The organism is Alistipes sp. An116, assembly GCF_002161005.1.
Classification (GTDB): Bacteria; Bacteroidota; Bacteroidia; order Bacteroidales; family Rikenellaceae; genus Alistipes; species Alistipes megaguti.
In genome coordinates this window covers 44,015-67,066 of record NZ_NFLR01000011.1, presented here as the reverse complement: position 1 = coordinate 67,066, position 23,052 = coordinate 44,015, and the positions used below count along the sequence as shown (strand labels likewise).

21 protein-coding genes, 2 tRNA genes and 1 pseudogene are annotated in these 23,052 nt (G+C 55.5%); 18 read left to right on the top strand and 6 right to left on the bottom strand.

What is annotated here, in order from left to right; all coding sequences use genetic code 11:
- Positions 1 to 23: 23 nt before the first annotated feature.
- The 6 genes from B5E60_RS08870 (at position 24) to B5E60_RS13765 (ending at position 8,134) form a co-directional block, all read left to right on the top strand.
- Positions 24 to 1,415, top strand: coding sequence for an aminopeptidase P family protein (locus B5E60_RS08870; protein WP_087311143.1), 1,392 nt, complete (start codon positions 24 to 26; stop codon positions 1,413 to 1,415).
- A 14-nt stretch (positions 1,416 to 1,429) separates the two neighbouring features.
- Positions 1,430 to 2,113 carry a GDSL-type esterase/lipase family protein gene (locus B5E60_RS08865; protein WP_087311142.1) on the top strand — a complete coding sequence of 228 codons (684 nt, stop codon included), beginning with the start codon at positions 1,430 to 1,432 and terminating at the stop codon, positions 2,111 to 2,113.
- 154 nt (positions 2,114 to 2,267) lie between these two features.
- Positions 2,268 to 4,424 (top strand): elongation factor G, encoded by a 2,157-nt coding sequence (locus tag B5E60_RS08860; protein WP_087311141.1) that lies wholly within the window; start codon positions 2,268 to 2,270, stop codon positions 4,422 to 4,424.
- Positions 4,425 to 4,872: 448 nt separating this feature from the next.
- Positions 4,873 to 7,104, top strand: a complete 2,232-nt coding sequence (locus tag B5E60_RS08855; protein WP_087311140.1) for an inorganic phosphate transporter — start codon at positions 4,873 to 4,875, stop codon at positions 7,102 to 7,104.
- Positions 7,105 to 7,302: 198 nt separating this feature from the next.
- Positions 7,303 to 7,881 (top strand): DUF4924 family protein, encoded by a 579-nt coding sequence (locus B5E60_RS08850; RefSeq protein WP_087311139.1) that lies wholly within the window; start codon positions 7,303 to 7,305, stop codon positions 7,879 to 7,881.
- A 55-nt stretch (positions 7,882 to 7,936) separates the two neighbouring features.
- Positions 7,937 to 8,134, top strand: coding sequence for a hypothetical protein (locus B5E60_RS13765; protein WP_143260703.1), 198 nt, complete (start codon positions 7,937 to 7,939; stop codon positions 8,132 to 8,134).
- Positions 8,135 to 8,169: 35 nt separating this feature from the next.
- Here B5E60_RS13765 and B5E60_RS14250 read toward each other — a convergent pair whose 3' ends face one another.
- The 3 genes and pseudogenes from B5E60_RS14250 to rpmH all read right to left on the bottom strand — a co-directional run bounded on the left by B5E60_RS14250 (position 8,170) and on the right by rpmH (position 9,454).
- Positions 8,170 to 8,715: a GNAT family N-acetyltransferase gene (locus B5E60_RS14250; protein WP_087311177.1), complete on the bottom strand. Its 546-nt coding sequence runs from the start codon at positions 8,713 to 8,715 to the stop codon at positions 8,170 to 8,172.
- A gap of 63 nt (positions 8,716 to 8,778) precedes the next feature.
- Positions 8,779 to 9,213: pseudogene (locus B5E60_RS14245) on the bottom strand (GNAT family N-acetyltransferase); the annotation flags it as partial.
- 79 nt (positions 9,214 to 9,292) lie between these two features.
- Positions 9,293 to 9,454, bottom strand: a complete 162-nt coding sequence (rpmH, locus tag B5E60_RS08835) for a 50S ribosomal protein L34 (protein WP_087311176.1) — start codon at positions 9,452 to 9,454, stop codon at positions 9,293 to 9,295.
- A 225-nt stretch (positions 9,455 to 9,679) separates the two neighbouring features.
- Here rpmH and murA point away from each other — a divergent pair, with 225 nt between their 5' ends.
- Both murA and B5E60_RS08825 read left to right on the top strand, forming a co-directional pair.
- Complete coding sequence (gene murA, locus B5E60_RS08830) at positions 9,680 to 11,005, top strand: UDP-N-acetylglucosamine 1-carboxyvinyltransferase (RefSeq protein WP_087311138.1); 1,326 nt, start codon at positions 9,680 to 9,682, stop codon at positions 11,003 to 11,005.
- Positions 11,006 to 11,103: 98 nt separating this feature from the next.
- Entirely contained in the window at positions 11,104 to 11,697 is a 594-nt protein-coding gene (locus B5E60_RS08825) for a thymidine kinase (RefSeq protein ID WP_087311137.1), read from the top strand.
- Positions 11,698 to 11,910: 213 nt separating this feature from the next.
- Here the strand turns inward: B5E60_RS08825 and B5E60_RS08820 are convergent, their stop codons facing one another.
- From B5E60_RS08820 to B5E60_RS08810, 3 genes are all read right to left on the bottom strand, one after another.
- Complete coding sequence (locus B5E60_RS08820; protein ID WP_087311136.1) at positions 11,911 to 13,455, bottom strand: sulfatase-like hydrolase/transferase; 1,545 nt, start codon at positions 13,453 to 13,455, stop codon at positions 11,911 to 11,913.
- 164 nt (positions 13,456 to 13,619) lie between these two features.
- On the bottom strand, positions 13,620 to 14,312 hold the full coding sequence (locus B5E60_RS08815) for a hypothetical protein (protein WP_087311135.1): 693 nt from the start codon (positions 14,310 to 14,312) through the stop codon (positions 13,620 to 13,622).
- On the bottom strand, positions 14,293 to 14,526 hold the full coding sequence (locus B5E60_RS08810) for a hypothetical protein (RefSeq protein WP_239403295.1): 234 nt from the start codon (positions 14,524 to 14,526) through the stop codon (positions 14,293 to 14,295). Before B5E60_RS08810 ends, B5E60_RS08815 begins: the two co-directional genes overlap by 20 nt.
- 245 nt (positions 14,527 to 14,771) lie before the next feature.
- Here B5E60_RS08810 and B5E60_RS08805 point away from each other — a divergent pair.
- From B5E60_RS08805 to B5E60_RS08760, 10 genes are all read left to right on the top strand, one after another.
- Positions 14,772 to 14,843, top strand: a tRNA-Thr gene (locus tag B5E60_RS08805).
- A gap of 155 nt (positions 14,844 to 14,998) precedes the next feature.
- Positions 14,999 to 16,213 (top strand): site-specific integrase, encoded by a 1,215-nt coding sequence (locus B5E60_RS08800; RefSeq protein WP_087311133.1) that lies wholly within the window; start codon positions 14,999 to 15,001, stop codon positions 16,211 to 16,213.
- A gap of 184 nt (positions 16,214 to 16,397) precedes the next feature.
- Positions 16,398 to 17,321 (top strand): hypothetical protein, encoded by a 924-nt coding sequence (locus B5E60_RS08795; RefSeq protein WP_087311132.1) that lies wholly within the window; start codon positions 16,398 to 16,400, stop codon positions 17,319 to 17,321.
- 300 nt (positions 17,322 to 17,621) lie between these two features.
- Entirely contained in the window at positions 17,622 to 18,260 is a 639-nt protein-coding gene (locus B5E60_RS08790; protein ID WP_087311131.1) for a hypothetical protein, read from the top strand.
- Between the two features lie 56 nt (positions 18,261 to 18,316).
- On the top strand, positions 18,317 to 20,104 hold the full coding sequence (locus B5E60_RS08785) for a hypothetical protein (RefSeq protein WP_087311130.1): 1,788 nt from the start codon (positions 18,317 to 18,319) through the stop codon (positions 20,102 to 20,104).
- Between the two features lie 333 nt (positions 20,105 to 20,437).
- Positions 20,438 to 20,734, top strand: a complete 297-nt coding sequence (locus tag B5E60_RS08780) for a hypothetical protein (protein WP_087311129.1) — start codon at positions 20,438 to 20,440, stop codon at positions 20,732 to 20,734.
- Between the two features lie 414 nt (positions 20,735 to 21,148).
- The gene (locus B5E60_RS08775) at positions 21,149 to 21,871 is read left to right on the top strand and encodes a hypothetical protein (protein WP_087311128.1); all 723 of its coding nucleotides are present in this window, start codon (positions 21,149 to 21,151) and stop codon (positions 21,869 to 21,871) included.
- A 242-nt stretch (positions 21,872 to 22,113) separates the two neighbouring features.
- A tRNA-Thr gene (locus B5E60_RS08770) sits at positions 22,114 to 22,185 on the top strand.
- Between the two features lie 90 nt (positions 22,186 to 22,275).
- Positions 22,276 to 22,494 (top strand): hypothetical protein, encoded by a 219-nt coding sequence (locus B5E60_RS08765; protein WP_087311127.1) that lies wholly within the window; start codon positions 22,276 to 22,278, stop codon positions 22,492 to 22,494.
- Between the two features lie 198 nt (positions 22,495 to 22,692).
- Positions 22,693 to 22,914: a hypothetical protein gene (locus tag B5E60_RS08760; RefSeq protein WP_087311126.1), complete on the top strand. Its 222-nt coding sequence runs from the start codon at positions 22,693 to 22,695 to the stop codon at positions 22,912 to 22,914.
- The last annotated feature ends 138 nt before the right edge of the window (positions 22,915 to 23,052 follow it).

Sequence of the window (23,052 nt, the reverse complement as noted above, 5' to 3'; positions counted from 1 at the left end):
CTTTGTGGAAAACTCTACGCTTTATGTTCTCCGCAAAAACCTATACCGCGCGCCGCCGCGAGCTGCGCACCCGAATCGGAGAGGGCATCATCCTGCTGCCCGGCAATACGCTGGCTCCGAACAACTACCCCAACAACGCCTACTACTTCCGTCAGGATTCGACGTTCCGCTACTACTTCGGACTGAACGTCCCGTCGGTGGTCGGCCTGATCGACGCCGACTCGGGCGAAGAGGCCCTCTACGGCGACGACTTCACCGTCGAAGACATCATCTGGACCGGCCCCCAGCCCACACTCCGCGAACTGGGTGCCCAGGTCGGCGTGTCGAAGACCATCCCGACGGCCGATCTGCCCGCCCGCCTGCGCAAGGCCATCGCCCTGGGCCGCAAGATCCACTACCTGCCCCCCTATCGCGGCGAAACGAAACTCCTGCTCTCCGAACTGCTCGGAATCAAACCCGCGGCGCTGCACGACTACAAATCGGTCGATCTGATGTTCGCCGTGGCCGAGATGCGCGAAAAGAAGAGCGCCGAGGAGATCGAAGCCATGGAGCGCGCCTTCCACATCGGATACGAAATGCACACGCTGGCCATGAAGATGTGCCGCCCGGGGGTCATCGAACGCGAAATCGCCGGCGCCATCGAAGGCGTCGCCAAGTCGATGGGACAGGGCGTCTCGTTCCCCTCGATCGTCTCGCAGCACGGCGAAACGCTCCACAACCTCAACTCCGAAGGGGTGCTCGAGGAGGGACGTCTGCTGCTGTGCGATGCCGGTGGAGAGAGTCTCGAGGGCTACTGCTCGGACCACACCCGGACCTATCCCGTCAGCGGACGGTTCACCCAGAAGCAGAAGGATATCTACAACATCGTCCTGGCCGCCCACGACCACGTGGCCCGCATCGTCAAACCCCACATGATGTACACCGAAGTGCACAACGCCGCCTACACCATACTGGCCGAAGGTCTGGTCGGACTGGGGCTGCTCAAGGGTTCGCCCGCCGATGCCGTCGCCTCGGGGGCCATGACCATGCTCATGCCCCACGGCCTGGGACACGGTCTGGGAATGGACGTTCACGACTGCGAGGCCATGGGCGAACGGTCGTTCGACTTCTCGGCGATCGCCGAACGCGCCGCTCAGTCCGGAACCTGCGTCTACCGAGCCGCCTGGCGCATCGAACCCGGTACGATTCTGACCGATGAACCGGGACTCTACTTCATCCCCGCCCTGATCGACAAGTGCCGCGCCGAGGGACTCTATCAGGGTATTGTCGACTACGACGCCCTGGAGGCCTACCGCGACTTCGGCGGCATCCGCATCGAGGACGACATTCTGGTCACCGAAACCGGAAGCCGCATCATCGGCGACCGCAAAATCCCGGCTTCCGTCGAGGAGCTGGAGGCCGTTGTCGGAAAATAAAGACGCATCAAACGATGAAAAAACTGTTGCTCGCCTGCTGCACCGCCCTGCCGCTCCTCGCCGGTGCCCAACGCCCGGCCGACTGGGCCGACTATGGCCGCTACGCCGAAGCCAACGCCCGACTCGAAAAGGCCCCCGTCGTGGTATTCATGGGCAACTCGATCACCGACGGATGGGACAATGCCCATCCGGAGTTCTTCACCGACCACAACTTCGCCTGCCGCGGAATCGGCGGGCAGGTCACCTCGCAGATGCTCTGCCGCTTCCGCGCCGACGTGATCAACCTCCACCCTGAGGCGGTGGTGATTCTGGCCGGAACGAACGATCTGGCCCAGAACAACGGTCCGATCGAAATGGAGCACATCGTCGAAAACATCGTCTCGATGGCCGAACTGGCCCGTGCGGCCGGAATCCGACCGATCCTCTGTTCGGTGCTCCCCGCCGGGAAATACCCCTGGCGACCCGAGATCGAAGAGGTGGCCGAAAAGATCCGTCAGCTCAATGCCCTTCTGAAGGCATGGGCCGACGAACAGGGCGTCACGTGGGTCGACTATCATGCGGCGATGGATGCCGGCGACGGCTCGATGCGCAGCGAGCTGACCCGCGACGGCGTGCACCCCACCCGTCAGGGATACAATCTGATGGAGCAGGTCATCGCTCCGGTTCTCAAGGAGTACGAATCCGGCAACGGACACTGATCCGACCCGCTCCGAAGCCCCGAAAATCGCCCCCAAAGGGCGATTTTTTCGTTTCCGGTGGTTGTTTTTCCCGATTATTTCGTATATTTATAGTCGCGTGCCTGAAAAGGCACGGCCAACCGCAACGAAACCAAAAACCTAAAACTTTCGGAATATGAAAAACTATTCAGCCAAGGAGATCAAAAACATTGTACTGATCGGTGCCCCGGGCACGGGGAAAACGACCCTTGCCGAAGCGATGGCTTACGAGGGGAAAGTCATCGACCGCAGGGGTAGTATCGAGACCAACAACACGCTCTCGGACAATACGGATATCGAGCACGAATACAAACGCTCGATCTACTCCACGATCCTCTTCACCGAATTCATGGACCGAAAGCTCAACATCATCGACTGCCCCGGTTCGGACGACTTCTGCGGAAGCCTCTTCTCGGCCTTCAAGGTCGGCGACGTCGGCGTATTCCTCTTCAACGCCCAGAACGGCTGGGAGGTCGGCAGCGAAATCCAGGCCCGCTACGCCCGTCTGCTCAAAAAACCCGTCATCGGCGTCATCAACCAGCTCGACGCCGACAAGGCCTCGTTCGAGTCGACCTTCGAGTCGATCAAGGCCGCCTCGCGCGTCAAACCCGTCATCATCCAGTATCCCGTCAACCAGGGTCCCTCGTTCAACGCCTTCATCGACGTGCTGCTCATGAAGATGTACCGATTCAAGGACAACGACGGCCACCGCGAAGAGCTCGAAATCCCCGCCGAGGAGATGGAAAAGGCCATGGAACTCAACAAGGAACTCGTCGAAATGGCCGCCGAGCACGACGAGGCCCTCATGGAGCTCTACTTCGAGAAGGGAACCCTCACGCAGGACGACATCCGCGCCGGTCTGAAGATCGGCGTCTCGAAACGCGAGGTGATGCCCATCTTCTGCGCCAGCGCCAAACGAGACATCGGAACGAAACGTCTCATGGAGTTCATCATCAACGTCGCCCCCGGTCCGCTCAAGGCCCCGGCATTCCTCTCCACCGAGGGCGAGGAGATTCCGGCCGACGAGTCCGCTCCCGCCGTGGCATTCGTCTTCAAGAGCCAGATCGAACAGCACATCGGTGAGATCACCTACTTCCGCGTCATCCGCGGCAAGATCACCGAGGGTACGGAACTCGTCAACACCCGCACCGGAAACAAGGAGAAACTCTCGCAGCTCTTCGCCGTGGCCGGCAAGAACCGCATCAAGGTCACCGAACTCTCGGCCGGCGACATCGGCTGCACGGTCAAACTCAAGGGCACGCGCACGAACGACACCCTCTCGGCCGCCACGGTTCCCGTGACGATCGAACCCATCGTCTTCCCCGAGCCCCGCTACCGCGCCGCCATCAAGTGCAAGGAGCAAAGCGACGAAGAGAAGCTCGGCAAACTGCTCAACGACGCCCGGTATGAGGATCCGACCATTCTGGTCGAGTACTCCAAGGAGTTGAAGCAGACCATCGTCCAGGGACAGGGCGAACACCACCTGAATATCCTCCGCTCGCGCATCGAGAAGGAGAACAAACTCCCCTACGAGTATATCGCTCCGAAGATCCCCTATCGCGAAACCATCACCAAGGTCGCTCAGGCCGACTACCGCCACAAGAAACAGTCGGGTGGCGCCGGACAGTTCGGCGAGGTGCACATGATCATCGAACCCTACTACGAGGGAATTCCCGAACCCAAGAACTACAAGATCCCCGGCAAGGGTGACATGGTGGTCAACATCAAGAACAAGGAGGAGTACGATCTGCCGTGGGGCGGCAAACTCCAGTTCTACTCGGCCATCGTCGGCGGAGCGATCGACGCCCGCTTCATGCCCGCCATCCTCAAGGGTATCATGGAGAAGATGGATCAGGGCCCGCTGACGGGTTCCTACGCCCGCGACATCCGCGTCATCATCTACGACGGCAAGATGCACCCGGTGGATTCGAACGAAATCTCCTTCAAGCTCGCCGCCCGGAACGCCTTCAAGGAGGCCTTCCGAAACGCCGGGCCCAAGATCATGGAGCCGATCTACAACGTCGAGGTCCTCGTGCCGAGCGAGTACATGGGCGCCGTGATGTCGGATCTGCAGAACCGCCGCGCCATGATCGCCGGCATGGAGTCCGACAAGGGTTTCGACCGGCTGAACGCACTCGTCCCCCTGGCCGAACTCTACCGCTACTCGACGACCCTCTCGTCGCTCACCTCCGGATCGGCCACCTACACCATGAAGTTCTCCTCCTACGAGCAGGTGCCCTCCGACGTGCAGGAGAAGCTGCTCAAGGCATACACCGACACCGACGAGGATTGAGCCCCGGCGTCGTAAAACCCCGTGCGGAGGGCGGACGGCCATCAGGCGGTCCGCCCTCGCTCTTTTCCGGGGCAGAGCCTGGATGCACAGAGAGAGGTCCGGAAGCACAGAGGCAGGACCGAGCGGCGCAGGATGGGATGCGGCGGGACGAAACAGGCGGAACAAGCAAGACAGGCAAAGAAGAAGGAGAAGGCGGGGACAGCAGGAATGACGGGGACGGCAGAGACGGCAGGAACAGCGGGGATGGCGGGGATGGCGGGGATGGCGGGGAATCAGCCCACAGAATCAGCAGTTTTGAACAATAGGGGCGATTCCGGCCGGCCGAATGCCCCCAATCGGAGGATGTTTCCGACAGGGCGATGTTAAATTAACGTTAACAATCCCTTTCAATTCCGTTTCATCGGGAAAAATCCAGTAAATTTGTTCTCAAATTGCACTAAAACCAAACATGAGCGAAATCTACACCTTCATCGTCGGTATTCTGGGAATTCTCGCTGTTTCTGGTCTTTTCGTCGGCGTGACGAACGACGCCGTCAACTTCCTCAATTCTGCCATCGGCTCCAAAGCCGCACCCATGCGGATCATCCTGGCCGTCGCCTCGATCGGCATCATCGTCGGCGTGATCACCTCCAGCGGCATGATGGAGGTCGCACGAAGCGGCATGTTCAACCCCGGACTCTTTACCTTCCACGAGGTGATGATGCTCTATCTGGGCGTCATGTTCGCAAACGTCATCCTGCTCGACCTCTACAACTCCTGGGGACTCCCGACTTCGACCACCGTCTCGCTGATCTTCTGTCTGCTGGGCTCGGCCATCGCTGTCTCGATCTACAAGATCTCGAACGACCCCGCGCAGGGAATCACCTCCCTCGGACAGTACATCAATACCTCCCGGGCCATGGGTATCGTCTCGGCCATCCTCCTCTCGGTGGTCATCGCCTTTACCTGCGGAACGATCATCATGTATGTCTCCCGACTCATCTTCTCGTTCCGATACACGGCCCTCTTCCACCGATACGGCTCGCTCTGGTGCGGCGCCTCGCTCACGGCCATCATCTACTTCGCCATCTTCAAGGGGCTGGAGTCGATCCTCGACGGGCACGCCTTCATCGAGTGGATCGACACCCACCTGCTGCTGGCCATCTTCATCTGCTGGATCGTCTGCTCGCTCGTGCTCTTCTTCATCCAGCAGCTCAAGATCAACATTCTGCGCATCACGATCCTCTCGGGAACATTCGCCCTGGCACTGGCATTCGCCGGAAACGACCTGGTGAACTTCATCGGCGTCCCCGTCGCCGGATTCGACGCCTACTCCATCGCCCATCATACGGGTGACGCCGGCATGCTCATGGAGCCCCTCAACGAAAACGTCCCGACCAACTTCCTGATCCTGCTCGCCGCCGGGGCCATGATGATCCTCACGCTCTGGACCTCGAAAAAGGCCATGCACGTCACCGAAACCGAACTCTCGCTCTCGGCCCAGGGCGACGAAGGGCAGGAGCGATACGGCTCGTCGCTCTTCTCGCGCACGATCGTCCGCGCCGCCCTCAACATCAATACCGGCGTCGAACGCGTCATCCCCCCCAGAGTCCGCAAGGCCATCTCGCGGCGATTCGAATACGAGGATGTCGAGCACAGCGGAGCCCCCTATGACATGATCCGCGCCACGGTCAACCTCACCACCTCAGCCCTGCTCATCGCCATGGCCACGTCGCTCAAACTCCCCCTGTCGACCACTTACGTCTGCTTTATGGTGGCCATGGGCTCGTCGCTCGCCGACCGCGCCTGGGGCCGCGAAAGCGCCGTATACCGCATCTCGGGCGTCATGACCGTCATCGCCGGGTGGTTCATCACCGCCCTGGGCGGATTCTTCATCGCGCTGGTGGTCGGGTTCGCCCTGATTTACGGCGGAACCCCGGTCTTCATCATCATCACCATCCTCTGCGGATGGATGCTCATTCACAGCAACTTCCTCAAGAAGGACAAGACCAATGCCGCGGAGCGCCAGCAGATCAAGACCAACGAGGATATCATCGCCGATCTGCGCGACGAGGTCTGCTCGACGATGGAGTCCGCCACGAAGATCTATGACCGCACGCTGATCGCCGTCTTCAAGGAGAACCGAAAGGTCCTGCGCGACATGGTCAAGGAGTCGAACGACCTCTTCTACCGCTCGCGCGAGCGGAAATACTCGCTGCTCCCCACGCTGAAAAAGCTCCAGGGCGAGGATGTCAACACGGCCCACTACTACGTGCAGGTCGTCGACTACCTCAACGAGATGACCAAGGCCCTGATGCACATCACGCGCCCGGCCTTCGAACACATCGACAACAACCACGAAGGCATGTCGATGGACCAGACCCGCGATCTGATGTCGATCAACGACGACGTGGAGTCGATTTACCGCCGCATCAACCAGATGCTGCGCGAGGGTGACTTTTCCGAAATCGAGACCGTACTGACGATGCGCGACCAGCTCTTCGAGTCGATCGCCGACGCCATCAAGTCCGAGCTGACGCGTATCAACGAGGCCAAGTCCAACACCAAGGCCTCGATGCTCTATCTGACGATCCTGACCGAAACCAAGAACATGGTGCTCCAGTCGCGCAACCTGCTCAAATCGCAACAGTACTTCCTGAAGCACCTTTCCGGTCCCGCCGCCAAAACCTGGATCAAATAAACCGGGCAAAGCATCCAAAGGTCGAGTCGTAAGAGGGGGGGGGACGAAAGAGCAGTGCAGAAGGAGCGATAAAGAAGGGGCAGCAAAAGAAGCCGCAGCAAGGAGGAACGGTGAAAGGGATGCGGTAAAGATGGAGCGGCAAGAAGGGACGGTAAAGGCAGGCCCTCAACAAAAGGAAAGCCTCAAAAACGGAAAAACATGGATATTGCAAAAGCCAAACGACGCGAAAATATCGCCGAATACATTCTCTACCTCTGGCAGCTGGAGGATCTGATGCGGGCGCTGCAGTTCAGCCCCGAGGCTATCTACTCGACATTGATCGCCCCGCGCAAAGACATCGCCGAAGAGCAGAAACACATCTTCCTGATGTGGTACCTCGACCTGGCAACGCTGCTCCAACAGGAAGGCAAGGAGGAGAAGGGACATCTCGAACACACGCTCCATCTGATTCAGGATCTCCACGACCTGCATCTGCAACTGTTGAAACTCCCCGTCGGCGAACACTACCGGCAAACCTATGCCCGGCTCGAACCCGAACTGCCGCGGCTGAGAGCCGTGATCGGCAACCCCGGCATGAGTGATACCGAACTCTGCTTCCGGGCCCTCTACGCCTCCATGCTCTACCGAATCAAGGGCGAGGGCAACAAATCGGCCGTAACCGATACGCTGGAGTTCATCTCGCCGGTGATTGCTGAACTGGCCGACCTGTACGGCAAGGTCGAGCGCGGCGAAATCGACCTCTTCAAGAACGATTCCGAGGTGCCCAAGGGCGAATAGGGCGGGGTCTCCGGGGCCAAAAACGGAAGAGAACCGCGTAAAAAGAAAGGAGACAGTGGTGAGGGAGAGAGGAAAGGGAGAAGAGGGAGAAAAGAGGGGAAGAGCAAGGAGAAGGAGTGGAAGAAAGAACAAGAAGAGAGAACAAGAAGAGAGAACAAGAAGAGAGAGCAAGAAGAGAGAGCAAGAAGAGAGAGCAAGGAGGAGCGGCCGAAGTGAGGCCGGAGAATGGATACAAAAAAACGGATCGACCTGACGGTCGATCCGTTTTTGTCTGAAGAGGAGCCGGGGCTATGCAATATCCAGCCCCATGATGTAGTCGTTCATGTAGAATCCCCCGCCGATCGGGAAATCCCCCTCGCGCAGACGCCGCATGCCCATGTGTTCATAGAAGTGCAGGGCCCGGTTATGACGGTTGACATTCAGTTCCAGACGACACGGCGTCGGTGAGAGGCGCCGCACATGCGCAACGGCCTGCCGGAAAAGACGGCCTCCGATACCGTGACCCTGGGCCTGCGGCAGCACATAGATCTTCTGCAGGTGAAAAAGAGCCTCACCCTCTCGTTCGACGGAGACATAGCCGCACGGCGCACCGTCGAGAAAGGCCAGATAGAAGCAATGTCCTTCGCGGAACTGTGTGCGGAGACTCTCCTCCGAATACATCCAATCCATCATGTAGTCGAGCTGCGACGGGGTGAGAATCTCACGGTAGGTGGCCGGAAAGGCAGCCTCGGCAACCTGCCGGATCAGCGGAATGTCGGACTCCGAGGCCCGGCGCAGATAGACGTGCTGCAAGGCCTGCCATTCGTCACGCCTCAGGCACAGGATCTCACCCATCTGAGGCAAACCGCCGGCGAGATCCTGCAACCCGGATTCGGTCCGAAGATAACGAAAGCCGCACTTCTCCATCACGCGTCGCGATGCTTCGTTTCCGACAAAACAACTGCCCCAGAGCGCCGTCAGCTCCAGCTCCTCGAACGCACGGCGAACCAACTCGCCCAAGGCCTCCGGCATCAGTCCACGGCCTCGCCACGACGTACCGATCCAATAACCGACCTCGGCTTCGGTTGTTCCGAGCCGGAAATGACTCGACGACGGAAAGAGCAATCCGACACATCCGACGGGCCGCCCGCTCTCCCGCAACACCACGGCATAGGTTTCAGGAGAGGCAAAAACCGTACGGATCACCCCGGCACTCTCTTCGACACTGCGGTGAGGCGGCCAACCCGCAGCAGGGCCCACCTGCGGATCCCGCGCTACGGCGTACAGATCGGAGGCATCCTCCAACCGCCACGGACGAAGCTCCAGCCGTCGTGTTGTCAAGGTTTCAATCATGGTTGTCCGGATTTCTACAGGCCCCAACGAAAGAAGGCCGACTCGATAAAAGTCGGCCTTAAACCTTTCTGCCGGAAACTTATGCGTACTTGAACGTCGACTCGTCCGATACGGTCAGTTTCTTGCGCCCTTTCGCGCGACGCGCTGCCAGCACCTTGCGACCGTTGGCCGTAGCCATGCGAGCACGGAATCCGTGCTTGTTGATACGCTTGCGACGCGAAGGCTGGAAAGTTCTCTTCATTGCCATAGCTATCTGTTTTTTGTTGTTTCAGACATTTTTACGGATTGCAAAAGTACAACAAAAAAACGATCCGCAAAAATTTTTCACGAAAATATTTCATTTCTACGGGTAAAACCCCCTTTTTCAATTATCTTTGTAGAAGAACAGTTCGCTCCGGAGTCCTCGACATAAACCGTCGCCGCATCCGGAGCCCCTGTTTTACGAATCCGTTAACAAACATCCGAAATGGCTATCTTCAAGGTCGAAGGAGGGCACCGCCTCCACGGTTCGATAACCCCTCAGGGCGCCAAAAACGAAGCCCTCGAAATCCTCTGCGCAACGCTCCTTACCCCCGAACGCGTCGTCGTGAGAAACATCCCACGAATCCTCGACGTCATGCAGCTCATCGAGCTGCTGCGACGCATGGGCGTCATCGTCGAACAGCTGGCCGATGACACCTACGCCTTCCAGGCCCGCGATATTGACTTCGAATACCTCCGCTCGGACGACTACCGACAGCGGTGCACCCGTCTGCGCGGTTCGGTCATGCTGATCGGACCGATGCTGGCCCGTTTCGGAGTCGGATACATCCCCAAACCCGGCGGTGACAAGATCGGCCGCCGCAGGCTCGATACCCACTTCATCGGATTCCAGAAACTCGGCGCCAAGTTCAACTTCGACATCGCCGATGACTTCTTCATGGTCGAGGGCCGCGACCTCCGGGGTAACTACATGCTCCTCGACGAGGCCTCGGTCACCGGTACGGCCAACATCATCATGGCCGCCGTCATGGCCCGCGGCATCACGACCATCTACAACGCCGCCTGCGAACCCTACGTACAGCAGCTCTGCCGCATGCTTAACCGCATGGGCGCCCGCATCTCCGGAATCGCCTCGAATCTGCTCACCATCGAGGGCGTCGACTCGCTCGGCGGCACCGAACACATGCTGCTGCCCGACATGATCGAGGTCGGCAGCTTCATCGGCATGGCCGCCATGAACCGTTCGGAGCTGACCATCCGAAACGTCTCCTACGAAAACCTCGGCATCATCCCGGCACAGTTCGCCCGCATGGGCATCCGCTTCGAACAGCGCGGCGACGACATCTACATCCCCCAACAGGACCACTACAGCATCGAAACCTTCCTCGACGGTTCGATCATGACCATTGCCGATGCCCCGTGGCCCGGGCTGACCCCCGACCTGCTGTCGATCTTCCTCGTCGTCGCCACCCAGGCCAAAGGCGCCGTACTGATCCACCAGAAGATGTTCGAAAGCCGTCTCTTCTTCGTCGACAAGCTGATCGACATGGGTGCCCAGATCATCCTCTGCGACCCCCACCGCGCCACGGTCATCGGTCACGACCACCGCATCTGTCTGCGCGCCACGCGCATGACATCGCCCGACATCCGCGCCGGCGTCGCCCTGCTCATCGCCGCCATGTCGGCCGACGGAGTCTCCACGATCCAGAACATCGAACAGATCGACCGCGGATACAAGGACATCGACGTGCGGTTGAATGCCCTCGGCGCTCGGATCACCCGGCTGGACGAATGTGAGATGCGCAAATAACCGGCCGGAAGACCCGATCGCCCGGACGTCGGTGGCGGCACGAAAAGCCCCGGCGGCCGATGATACCTCGTGTTGTATTCAAAACTTTCCCGATAGTTATGTTTCTTGAAAATGCCAGCCGAAAGGGCTGGATCGAAGTTGTCTGCGGTTCGATGTTCTCCGGAAAGACCGAAGAGCTGATCCGCCGGCTCAAACGGGCCCAGTTCGCCCACCAGCGCGTCGAGATCTTCAAACCCCGCATCGACGTCCGCTACTCCGAGGAAGAGGTCGTCTCGCACGACGCCAACGCCATTCGGTCGACCCCCGTCGAGTCACCGCAGAATATCCTGCTGATGACCTCCGACGTCGATGTGGTCGGTATCGACGAGGCGCAGTTCTTCGACGAGAGCATCGTCGACGTCTGCCGGCAGCTGGCCGACAGCGGGGTGCGTGTCATCGTCGCCGGGCTCGACATGGACTACACCGGCAAACCCTTCGGGCCGATGCCCGCCCTGATGGCCACGGCCGAATACGTCACGAAGGTCCACGCCATCTGCGTCCGCTGCGGCAATCTGGCCCATCACTCCCACCGCCTCACCAGCGACGACAAGCAGGTGATGCTAGGGGCACAGGACAGTTACGAGCCCATCTGCCGCCACTGCTTCCGCGAGTTGCGCCAGGCCGAGTTGGCCAAGGAGCAGGAAAAGGAGTAAAAACAGACGCTCGCCGACACGGACGCTCGAAAAGCAGCGTCACACGCCCGCTGCATCGGAAGGAATGGGGTTGCCGGAGAGACTGGGAAAAAGCGGCGAAGTTCTCCTGAAAAGCCGTTTCAAAGAAAACCCGGCCGTCCATACGACGGCCGGGTTTTCTTTCTGCCCAATCCGAAGAGGGACCCGCTTGAGCGAAGACGTGTCCGGATCCGGTTACCGGACCGTCGGCTTCACCGCCTCGCGCACCTCCGCAAGGCGTGCCGACAGATCGGCCACCACCTCCGGATGTTCGGCCGCCACGTTGTGCTGCTCGCGCGGGTCCTCGCGCAGATCATAGAGCTGCGGCTCGGGCGAGTTGCCCAGTTCGGTCCGGGTCCAGAACTCCAGCGCCGGACCGTCGCTCGGCTCAAGGTATTTCCACGGTCCCGAAATAAGAGCCAGCGTATTGTTCAGATTCTGCTCGACGATGAACTCCCGGTCGGTCTGCGTCTCGCCGAGAAGCACCGGCAGGCAATCGCGGCTGTCGGGGGCGGCCGCGGCGGGAAGTTCGGCACCGGTCAGGGCCGCCAGCGAGCGGTAGACGTCGATCTGCGAAAAAAGCGCAGGCTGTTCGCCCGGCTGCACGCGGGAGGGCCACCGCACGATGAACGGCACACGCGTCCCGGCCTCGTAGAGGCTGTACTTCCCGCCCCGGTAGATGCCCATCGGAGTGTGGCCGTTCAACAGTTCGCGGGCCTGGTCCTGATAGCCGTCGTCGATCACCGCACCGTTGTCCGACGTGAAGATGAAGAGCGTATTGTCGGCCAGCCCCAGGCTGTCGAGCGTGCGCATCACCTCACCGATCGTCCAGTCAAGCTGCAGGATCACGTCACCCCGAGTGCCGAGACCGCTCTTGCCCGCAAAACGCGGATGAGGAACCCGCGGCACGTGGACATCCTGCGTCCCCATATAGAGGAAGAAGGGTTCGTCGCGGTGGCGGGCGATGAAGCGCGTGGCCTTCGCGGTGATCGTGTCGGCGATATTCTCGTCGACCCACAGCGCCGACCGGCCGCCCGTCATCCAGCCGATACGCGGGATACCGTTGATGATCGTATTGTTATGCCCCTGGCTCGGCCGCAGTTTTACCAGTTCGGGATTCTCCGCGCCCGTGGGCCAGTCGCCCACCTTGTGGTCGTAGCTCACCGTGATGGGATCCGACGGATCGAGCCCCACGACACGGCCGTTCTCGACAAAGACACACGGCACGCGGTCGACCGTCGCCGGAATCAGGAACTCGTAGTCGAAACCGATGTCGCGGGCCCCCGGACGGATCTCCGTATTGAAGTCCGTTCCGCCGGCCGGGCCCAGTCCCAGATGCCACTTCCCGACGGCTGCCGTCGCGTAACCCGCATCGTGCAGGGCGTCGGCCAGCGTATAGCACGCCGTGTCGATGATCAGTTCGGAGTTGCCCGGAGCGATGCCCGTATTCTGCTGCCGCCACGGGTACATGCCCGTCAGCAGTCCGAAGCGCGACGGCGTACTCGTCGCCGAAGTGGCGTAGGCATTCGTAAAGCGCTGGCCCTGGGCCGCCAGGCGGTCGATGTTCGGCGTCGAGATCTTCGTGGCGCCGTAGCAACTCAGATCACCGATGCCCAGGTCGTCGGCATAGATGAAGATCACGTTCGGAAGGCGCGGCGAAGAGGTCGTCGTCTCTCCGCAGCCCGAAAGAAGGGCAGCTGCCGGCACGGCAGCCAACAGGCAGTAGAGGTTGGTTTTCATAGTCATCAATATCGAGTTTTTCATGCGATTCTCATACGGCCGGCAAGCTAACGGACAACCCGGACAACCCGGCAAACGGACCTCTGCGCCGGACAAGCGGGAAAACGCCGGCAAACAGCCGCGGCAACCACTTCACACCCCCGCAGGAGCCTCCTCCGGCTCCTTCATCGGGCCGCCCGAAGCGCGTCGATGAAGACCGGCCACAGCGACCACAGATTCTCGGTCTGCAGCCACAGCTCCCGGGCCTGGGCCGCCGCCGTGGGGTGTTCGCTCTCGATGTCGCGCAGGTAGGCCTCGTCGGCCGGGTGCTCCGCAGCCGTAAACTCCTCGAACCACGGTGCAAAGTGGCTCCGGAACCGTTTCAACTCCCCTTCGGGCAGTTTCCCGTCGCGGCGGTAACCCGACCACAGCAACAGCAGCTCCCGCGCCGGAGATTTGTCCGAGAGGTCGTTGATCACCTCGTCGAAAAGTTCGTCCTCGCCCATGGCCAAGTAGTCGAAGGCCAGCAGCTGGCTCCCCTCGAGGTGATCCTCCGGATCGAGGTCGAGCAGCATCTCCAGCAGCGCCGCCGACATCTCGAAATCGTTGATCAGAAAGTGGTCGATGGCCGAGGCATGGATCAACTCCAGCGCCGCACGCGAATTGCGGTGGTTCCACTCGAGATTCACCTCCTCGTCCTCGGGAATCAACTCCGCCAGGCGTTGAAACGCCCGGAAGCGGGCATTGCAGGCCCCTTCGACATCCCCTTCACGCTGCATCCGCCGCGTGTGGGCCAACACCTTCTCAAAATCATAGGGGCCCTCGCCGATCACTTCGAAGGTCTGATCCGGCGTAGGCTCAAGCATCGCCTTTTGCATAGTCGCGTCGCAATTTGAAAATCATCAACAAAAGAACACCCAACGTCACCACGCCTCCCAGCACATAGGCCCAAAGCCGGTTCTCCAATCCGAAGAACTGCTCCGAAACAAACAGAAACGATGCGCAGACATAGGTCATGAAGATCGCCGGAAGCAGCGCCACCCACACATTCCAGCGATGCCGCATCAGGTAGACGGCAATCGACCACAGCACCAGCGTCGCCAGCGTCTGGTTCGTCCACGCGAAATAGCGCCAGACAGATCAGAAAGGTTATCATAACACGACGGGGCGTCAGTTTTTCTGCGAAGATAACAAGAAATGAGAATTTTTTTGCAAAATTGTTGCAGAAAAAAAATTTTTTGCAGATATTTGCAGTCCCAAAGCGAACCGAACGGCTGCAGACCGGCGCTGCGAAGTGAGTCAAGGGGGGGGGTAGGGAAAGGAAATTTACCCCAAAGGCCGAATTAGCTCAGCGGTAGAGCACTTCACTCGTAATGAAGGGGTCCCGAGTTCAAATCTCGGATTCGGCTCTCAAAATCAAGAGGTTACGATTTAAGCAGCCTCTTTTTTTGTGCCGTTTCGGGAGTGAAAAAGGGGCAAAAAGGGGCTTCCGAGCACAAATGTGACACATAATGTTACACATAAAATTCAGACGCCCCGTGTTGTTTGCCTAATACGCAAACACATGAAAATCAAAACAATCTGCCGAAGCGAGATCATTTACAAAAACGGCAAATCCCCTTTGGCGATCCGCTTCACCCACCAACGAGCCCACAAACTCGTCTCGCTCGGCATCTCCGTAGAGCCGCATTACTGGGACAAAGAGGCCGAAATGCTGACAGCGGATTGCCCCGATCGTGCCGCTCTGCAAAGCAAGATCGATGGCACATTAACAGGATTTCAGAAGAAAATCAAAAGGCTGGAGGCGTTGGATATTCCCGTAAACTTCGATACGCTGTTCGAGGTAAAAACCGCCCATATTGCAGGAATCACCATCAAACAAGGATTCAACGAGGAGATCGAACGGTTGGAATCGCTCGGCAAGATTCATTCGGCGACCAAGCACCGATATGCCCTGCAAGTGTTGGAAGGCTACAAACCGACCAGCATGGCCATGGAAGCCATCGACCTCGACTATCTGAAAGGGATGGAACTATACCTGCGGAAACGCGGCAACAAGGACAACAGCATCGCCACACGGTTCGCCATCTTCAAGGCCATCTACAACAAGGCTGTCAAAGAGGGGCGGATCGAGACCAAACAAAATCCGTTCAGCCTTTACCAAGTGGGCAGTTTGTGGGCCAAGACCCGCAAACGAGCCATCGACAAAGAGGACATCCAACGGTTGATTGATCTCGAAATTACCGAGGAACATACGACGGAGTACCGACAACTTGCCAAGGATTTATTCCTGTTCTCCTACTTTACGGCAGGAATGAATTTCGGAGACATGGCACGGTTACGCTACAAGGACCTCATGAAAGGCAGAATCTATTACTCCCGCCACAAAACCCAGAAACTGTTATCCTTTCAGCTCGTGCCGAACGCCTTGCAGATTATCGGGAAATACAGCAGGGACAACCACGCACAAGAAGATTATATCTTCCCGATTCTCGACCGAGCGGAACACAAGACCGCACAGCAGATTTTCAACCGCATCCATAAGGTGCTGGCAAAGATCAATCGGGAATTGAAAGTGCTGGGAGGACAGATCGGATTGGAGGTTCCATTGACGACCTACGTTGCCCGCCACACATACGCAACCGTCCTGAAACGGTCAGGAGTAAGCGTGGCTCTGATTTCCGAATCGTTGGGACATTCCGACCTCTCGACCACGCAAATCTACCTCGATTCATTCGAGAACTCACAGATCGACGAGGCCATGCGGCATCTGTTATAGAGATTCGGACCGACTTGGTCGAGGGGTCTTAAAATAACCCCTCGGCCAAAGTTGGTCCTACCTCTCTATATATGTAAAAAGAGTTATCCGATGAGATTGGATAGTCCTTTTTCTTTTTCTACGTTCTGATGTTGTAGCAAAAAGTGGATTTTTATATATTCGTTCCCATATAAATAGCACCTCCATGCAAGAAGAACAGGTCATTTATTCAATCGAAACCGAATATTTCACGCAATGCCTACCGCTATTGGAAAAATATTTCGGGATTACAGCTGGCTACTTCAACGACGAGCTACAACAAGCTCGATGCCTAATTCCCCATAAAGAGGGAAACTCCATCACATACTCCGTCAAGGAAAACTGCAACCTCTCCTTATGGTTTCGGCATCTCGACTATGACAAATTGACCGCCCAAATAAAAGCCATTCCCGTTACCCCGTTACTGGAAGAGGTCCTCATATTGGTAGCCTATTGCATCCGCGAACGGCAGATCAACGACAACGATCTCAACGATCTGATTCAATTCCACATGTGGGACACCTATCAAAGCGAATGGGCACAACTGGTGCTTTTCATGGAGAAAATGGAGAGTCGATTCGCACAAATGAATCCAGACACAGAACAAACCGCCATCACGATTCAGACCGATAGCGGAATGACGGAAAAAGTTTCAATCCCCAACAGCAACAACTGGCTATTCCGTCTCATTAAAAAGGAACTCTCAAGTTATTTTCCCGAGGTTCAGACCGCAGACGATGCACGAAAAAACATCCTGAATCGTAAACCTACGGCAGGCCGAAAAAAAGACAACGCCATCTATTCCGCCGTTGCATACGGCATCTATCGAATGCTTCATGAGGAAAACATCATCCCCAACCAGCCCGATATGCCGAACGAATTATGCCAATTCATCTACAACTACACCTGCACAACGGAATGCTATCCCGACAACAAGGGTTGGAGCGGGGATTTCAACCCCAAGATACTCCGAGCCGATCTTTCCGCCTACCAAAAACGGGCTGCCTCCAACCAAGCCCCAAAATTCAGACCGATATATCTACGGAGACTCATCCTCTCACAGGACTTCAACTCCCCGATATTGGACTGACCGCCCCCCACATCCATGTTCATCCAAGGAACCATTGAAACGGTTCCTTTTTTATTTTCCTCCGTCCTGCTCGCAACACAAAAAACAGTCCTTGGGACACCATTAACAAACCATTGATTTTCAGAGGTAAATAATAGGTTTATATATAGCCTATATTGTCTACCTCCAAACCTTCGTAAATCGTTCCGATTCTCCCTTACTTTGCATCAGCAAACGAAACCAGAGCGTACGGCTGATAGAGGTTGCAAGGAGTGATGCCCAGCCTGCAAGAGGCAGCAAAACTTAAAAAAGATAACGATTATGACAACGAGTGTAAACACGAATACTAACGTTAACAAAGCCAATACGATGGAACAAATCAATGTAGCAGCGGAATCGCAGCACGTAGCTGACAGCCGCACAGAGGAACTTATGGCCACGGCAATCGCAAACGAGGCAGAGATGGTAACGATCGAAAACACCGAGGAACAAAAGGAGAACACCACTCTCCGAATAATCAAGATTAAGCCTGCAGAGAACCCCAAAATGTTCTGCACACTGGCCAAAGCAATTGCGGCAGGAGCGACGACGCTCATCGTAACCACCCGTGTAGACGTAGCAGGATGCGGATATGTGTGGTTCGGCATCCGCAAGGGTCACACCGAACTGGATGGCAAACTCCTGCTGAATGCTCAAATCTGGAACTACCTGCTGGCATTCCTCATGGGAAAGGAGTTACCCGAAGTCACGGACTTTGAACCCGACCGCACGATTTGCTGCCAGGCTGAGTGGTTGGAAGAAGTCACCGCCGAAGTGGAGAAGCTGACTTGCATATCCTCCGAAGAGTACAACGAGAACGAAGAAGGGATCGGCTATCTCGCCAAGAAGTACCACTTTCCCAACGGCAAAGTCGTGATGCCCGCCGAAGAAATTGAGGACGTAACGGCACTCCTCGCCTAACTGTAAGTCAAACGGGGAGCGGGTGCAACCGCTCGCTCCCCATAATTCTTCAAACCATGACCGAAAAACAGATTTTAATAAACCGAGGACAAAATCTATCAGACATACTTCCCAATAAAGAGATTCCAACTAACACAATCTTAAACAAGACGCTGACGGGATGTGGAGCTACCTATGGAGAAATTGTCCATGCAGCACGCAATTCGATCATCATTGAACCGAATGTTCCCGTCATTCTCGGGAAAAAAGCAGAACACCCATTCTTATTCGCCGTCTATGAGGGAATCACCAAAGAAAATGTCAAAGCGTTCCTTTCAGGAGACGAAGATGGATTCAGGAAAATCATCACAACACCCGAAGGATTCGATAAAAAGGTCCTGCCTGCCATGCTCGAAACGAACACACCCATATACGAGGATTATTTCTTACTGTTCGATGAGTGCGAAAAGACAATACAGGACGTGGGCTACCGTGGCGACATTTACCTCCCCGTCGAAGACTTTTTCAAGTTCAAGAACAAAGCGATGGTTTCGGCCACTCCGATTCTGCCCTCTGATCCTCGCTTCAAGGAACAAAACTTCGAATTACTGCGCGTTGTCCCAACATACGACTACCGACAACCGTTGACACTATGCATCACGAATAACACGATACACGTGCTGCGAAAATTACTCTCTCGGTTAAAAGATGAAACAGTCTGCATCTTCATAAATTCGACTGACACAATTCTGGAACTGATTCAAACTTTCAGGCTGGAGGAACACAGCAAGGTGTTTTGCTCCGACAAAAGTGTACGCAAACTCAAGCAACAGAATTTTACAGCGGCAAGTGACCAACTAACCGAATTGGCAAAAATAAATTTTTTCACCAGCCGATTCTATTCGGCCGTAGACATCAAACTGGACTACAAACCACATGTAATCATACTGACGGATGTGTTCCATGCCCCCTACTCGATCATAGACCCACAAACCGAGGTAGTGCAGGCAATCGGGCGGTTCCGCAATGGCATTGAAAAAGCCTACCATATTACAAACACATGCGACAGGCTGCCCTGCGTTTCGCGCGACAAGTTATTTCACTCCCTCGAATGTCAAGAGAAGGTTTACACACAAATACAGGGACTACCGATCGAAGGCGCAATCGAACTTCAGGCCCGCGCACAAGCATTGGAAGGAATGGACTACAAACGCTTCGTAACGCGCACAGGAAATCGGAACTGGTTCATGTGGGACAATGCGTGGACAGACGTTCGACTGAACACAATTTACCAATATTCCACAACGCTTGAAGAGGAGTACAAAAAAGCCCCATTCCTGCTGGATGTTTATACAGCAAATTACGACATAACCGACGAAGATCGATTGAGGCGAACTCAAGCCCAAATAAAAGGAACGACAGAATTATGGCGCGAGGTGGTAGGACAAGTTAACCGCATCCTACAACAAAATCCAAACGCTGAACAAATGTTCCTCAACGAACAATTAGGTTGTGCTTTCGGAGAGATCATCGAGGCCACGACAATTCTTGGCAAAGAACGAATAGAACAACTCGGCTACAACAGGCGCAAAATCAAAGCCGCTTTAGGCAATGTGGCCGAAAACCGATTGATGACCTCCGAGAAAATGAGACAAGCCGTTTACGCGAGATACAATACTGGAGATGTGGTTATCTGCTCCGAAATCCTCAATTTCCTGCGAGAACTGATAACCAACAACGGGATTCCATTTAAAAGTCGTTTAGACAAACAAGTGGTCAAATTATTTTTCGAGATCGACGACGACAAAGTTCGAGTCAAAGGGAATAAAGCCTATCTACTCGGTAAAAAGATGTTCGAAATCTAACAAGAAAATCGGACCGACTTTTGCAAAGGGGTCTAATTAAGACCCCCATGCAAAGTTGGTCCTAACTTTACTCTTACGACGATACTACCTTTTTCGCACCCCGCCCCGTTTTCGATGGGGAAGGATCTTTTTGCACCTATCCTCTTAGTAAGAATCCACTTCTATTTCTGTTCCTGCATTCCCATCCTGAAAAGCCCATATAAAAGGCAGGCATGATGCTCATTCGATAATCGAAAAGATGCTTTACAGAGTTGAATGCTCTCGGATTCAATTCCCTTTTCGATGGAGTTATGTTTCTATGGTTATTTGGGAATATTCAAATCACAAACAATCATGAGCACAATTCAGGAACAAGCACGACGCTTGGCGGATCTCCATGTCCTTTGGGGACAAAGTTCGGTGATCGACGAGTTAATCCAAGCGGGACGAATCGACGAAGAGTTCATCTATCCCTTTAATGGGGAAGAGGTGTTGGAATGGTGGTTGGTCACACCGTGGCTGGCCGATCGGTTGCGAGAGCAGGGCGAAACCATCATCGACGAACTGGGCAGCCATTGGTGGGGACGAACTTCGAGCGGACAGGCCATTTACATGGACCATGTAATTGAACAAATCTGCGAGGACAACTAACCCCATGTTACAACGAATAAAGTTTCAAATCCAGACGGTTCGCTCTTGGAGAAAAACTTTGTTTTCAGGAACTTTGCAACAAATCCAAACGGCAACAACACCCGAAAGGGCAAGACGTTTTGCATTTTCCGCCGAATGTGTTACTTTTGCAGTAACATATTGAATACACGGAGAGTGTAGCTTATTCTCGCTAAACGAACGTAGGAAATTCGATTGAGAGAAGAGAATTGGCGAACATCTTGCCGCGTCATATCCATTCATGGATACGGCGTGGTGTTGTTGCTTGTTTATTCTCAAGGTTTCCTACGACCTGTTTAGCTAAATAAGCGTTCAGCACCACGCTTTCTGTTTCTCTAAACTCAAACTTTAACCGTCGTACAGGTGCTGGGACGACAACCAAAACTTCTTACAACTATGAAAAAGTTGTTCTTTATTGCGGCCGCTCTGTTTGCGGCAGTCTCTTTTTCGGCTTGTTCCGATGAAGACGAGTCAAGCGGAAACGTCCCAACCGAAATGCGTTATGTGAAAACGATTGCTACGGATCGTTACACCATCAATATTGAATATGACGATCAGCACCGAATCATAAAATTTGGAGATTATGATCTCGTTTATGACGGGAATACCGTTCTCATCTCCCAATCCAAAAGAATTCAACTGAACAATGCTGGCTATGTGATTGCAGAGGAATCTTATGATGGATCCAGTCAGACATACAGGACTGACGCAACATATGAATATGATGCCGCAGGTCAATTGATCGCAAGCAACGAAAACTCCAGCGTCGAACTCGGTTATCGCTATCAATGGGAAAACGGGAATCGTTACACCAGCTGGTCTACCGACAGCGACGACTACGTGTACAAAGAAACCTACACGACCCTCAAAACGCCGCCCTGCAATCTGGACTTTTCTAACCCCAATAACTGGGCACAGGCATACGGTCTGCCGCTCGGCAAGCAATGCTCCAACCTGATCGAAATAGACGAAACCTCCTCGAAAAACAGTGACTACATGGAGGGTTATCGATATGCATACGAATTCGACCAGGACGGTTATATCTCGAAAATCATAGAGACTTGGTACGCTAACGGGAATGAGGACGAGGTAACTACTTATGAAATAAGTTATTATTGACACACAAACAAAGACTGGCTTGCTGCAAACTTGTCAAGGTAAAATGTAATCCAATGACAGACTTCGTGAAAGGCAAATAAGATCCTTTAGCGGGGTCTGTCTCTTTTTTATTTATCAAACAATCAATCAGTTCACTATCGTTTAACTGCAAGCAACACAGGCCGTCATGTTACACATAATGTTACACATTACGCCCGAATCTCTCTTTTTTATCATCGTAACAGGTTGATTTTCAATCGAAGGCCGAATTAGCTCAGCGGTAGAGCACTTCACTCGTAATGAAGGGGTCCCGAGTTCAAATCTCGGATTCGGCTCGAAAGAGGAGGCAAGGAAAGATGCCTCCTCTTTTCGTATACAGGCCTCAACAGGGCTGGCGTAAACGGGCGGCTACAAAACCCAGAGCAATGCCGACCGCTGCCTCCATAAAGCCGGCAGTCTCCGATCTCTATGGTACGGTCGCTATTGGCCTGCCCGGTGCGGTTCTCTTCAACCTGTCGGCACGCCATTCGGGGCCGGTCGGGGAGGTTTGGCCCCTCGTAACGGCCATCGTCATGACGGCCGGCGCCATGGTCTATCTCGCCGTCCACAAACGCTGGAACAAACTCTCGATCAAAACCATCTAAGGCACCATCCGCTCAAACGGCCTCAAAGTCGTCGACGAGAAGTGGCTGCGCAAAAATCTCCAGCAGATCTGCGGCGATGCCTTCTCCTGCGAATGGGATGTCTTCCGCATCAAATCCATCAACACCTACGGCTGTTACAAACTCTTCGTCTACGAATTCCCCGAACCCCGCGAAATCCCCGAAGCCCGTTACGGCGCCGTGTGGATCGATACCTCGACCAGGCAGTCCGAATACTACACGCTCGAATACTCGTTAGACAACCGGTGGGTGCTGGGCAGCATGACCGAAAAGCAGCACGCCAATGACGGCAGCATCGATTCGCCCGATCTGAAACGCTTCATCCTCTGGATCCTCGAATCCAACAAGGAGCCCGAATGCACCCTCAAACACCGCGACGAAGACTCCGAACCGGTCAACTGATCCCCACTCCGCCCCCGAAACCAAAACCCGATATACCTATTTTTGGCGATTGACCGCTTCGGCGGACGGCCCTACCTTTGCCGGCGAGAAAAAACCCAAGCCATGCCCCAGCATCCATCCGCCAAAAACGACGCCGCA

What these genes read in the sequence shown, in the direction of transcription:
- B5E60_RS08870 (WP_087311143.1), top strand. Translation starts at nt 24, where the DNA reads ATGTTCTCCGCAAAAACCTATACCGCGCGCCGCCGCGAGCTGCGCACC.
- B5E60_RS08865 (WP_087311142.1), top strand. Translation starts at nt 1,430, where the DNA reads ATGAAAAAACTGTTGCTCGCCTGCTGCACCGCCCTGCCGCTCCTCGCC.
- B5E60_RS08860 (WP_087311141.1), top strand. Translation starts at nt 2,268, where the DNA reads ATGAAAAACTATTCAGCCAAGGAGATCAAAAACATTGTACTGATCGGT.
- B5E60_RS08855 (WP_087311140.1), top strand. Translation starts at nt 4,873, where the DNA reads ATGAGCGAAATCTACACCTTCATCGTCGGTATTCTGGGAATTCTCGCT.
- B5E60_RS08850 (WP_087311139.1), top strand. Translation starts at nt 7,303, where the DNA reads ATGGATATTGCAAAAGCCAAACGACGCGAAAATATCGCCGAATACATT.
- B5E60_RS14250 (WP_087311177.1), bottom strand. Translation starts at nt 8,715, where the DNA reads ATGGGTGAGATCCTGTGCCTGAGGCGTGACGAATGGCAGGCCTTGCAG.
- rpmH (WP_087311176.1), bottom strand. Translation starts at nt 9,454, where the DNA reads ATGAAGAGAACTTTCCAGCCTTCGCGTCGCAAGCGTATCAACAAGCAC.
- murA (WP_087311138.1), top strand. Translation starts at nt 9,680, where the DNA reads ATGGCTATCTTCAAGGTCGAAGGAGGGCACCGCCTCCACGGTTCGATA.
- B5E60_RS08825 (WP_087311137.1), top strand. Translation starts at nt 11,104, where the DNA reads ATGTTTCTTGAAAATGCCAGCCGAAAGGGCTGGATCGAAGTTGTCTGC.
- B5E60_RS08820 (WP_087311136.1), bottom strand. Translation starts at nt 13,455, where the DNA reads ATGAAAACCAACCTCTACTGCCTGTTGGCTGCCGTGCCGGCAGCTGCC.
- B5E60_RS08815 (WP_087311135.1), bottom strand. Translation starts at nt 14,312, where the DNA reads ATGCAAAAGGCGATGCTTGAGCCTACGCCGGATCAGACCTTCGAAGTG.
- B5E60_RS08800 (WP_087311133.1), top strand. Translation starts at nt 14,999, where the DNA reads ATGAAAATCAAAACAATCTGCCGAAGCGAGATCATTTACAAAAACGGC.
- B5E60_RS08795 (WP_087311132.1), top strand. Translation starts at nt 16,398, where the DNA reads ATGCAAGAAGAACAGGTCATTTATTCAATCGAAACCGAATATTTCACG.
- B5E60_RS08790 (WP_087311131.1), top strand. Translation starts at nt 17,622, where the DNA reads ATGACAACGAGTGTAAACACGAATACTAACGTTAACAAAGCCAATACG.
- B5E60_RS08785 (WP_087311130.1), top strand. Translation starts at nt 18,317, where the DNA reads ATGACCGAAAAACAGATTTTAATAAACCGAGGACAAAATCTATCAGAC.
- B5E60_RS08780 (WP_087311129.1), top strand. Translation starts at nt 20,438, where the DNA reads ATGAGCACAATTCAGGAACAAGCACGACGCTTGGCGGATCTCCATGTC.
- B5E60_RS08775 (WP_087311128.1), top strand. Translation starts at nt 21,149, where the DNA reads ATGAAAAAGTTGTTCTTTATTGCGGCCGCTCTGTTTGCGGCAGTCTCT.
- B5E60_RS08765 (WP_087311127.1), top strand. Translation starts at nt 22,276, where the DNA reads ATGCCGACCGCTGCCTCCATAAAGCCGGCAGTCTCCGATCTCTATGGT.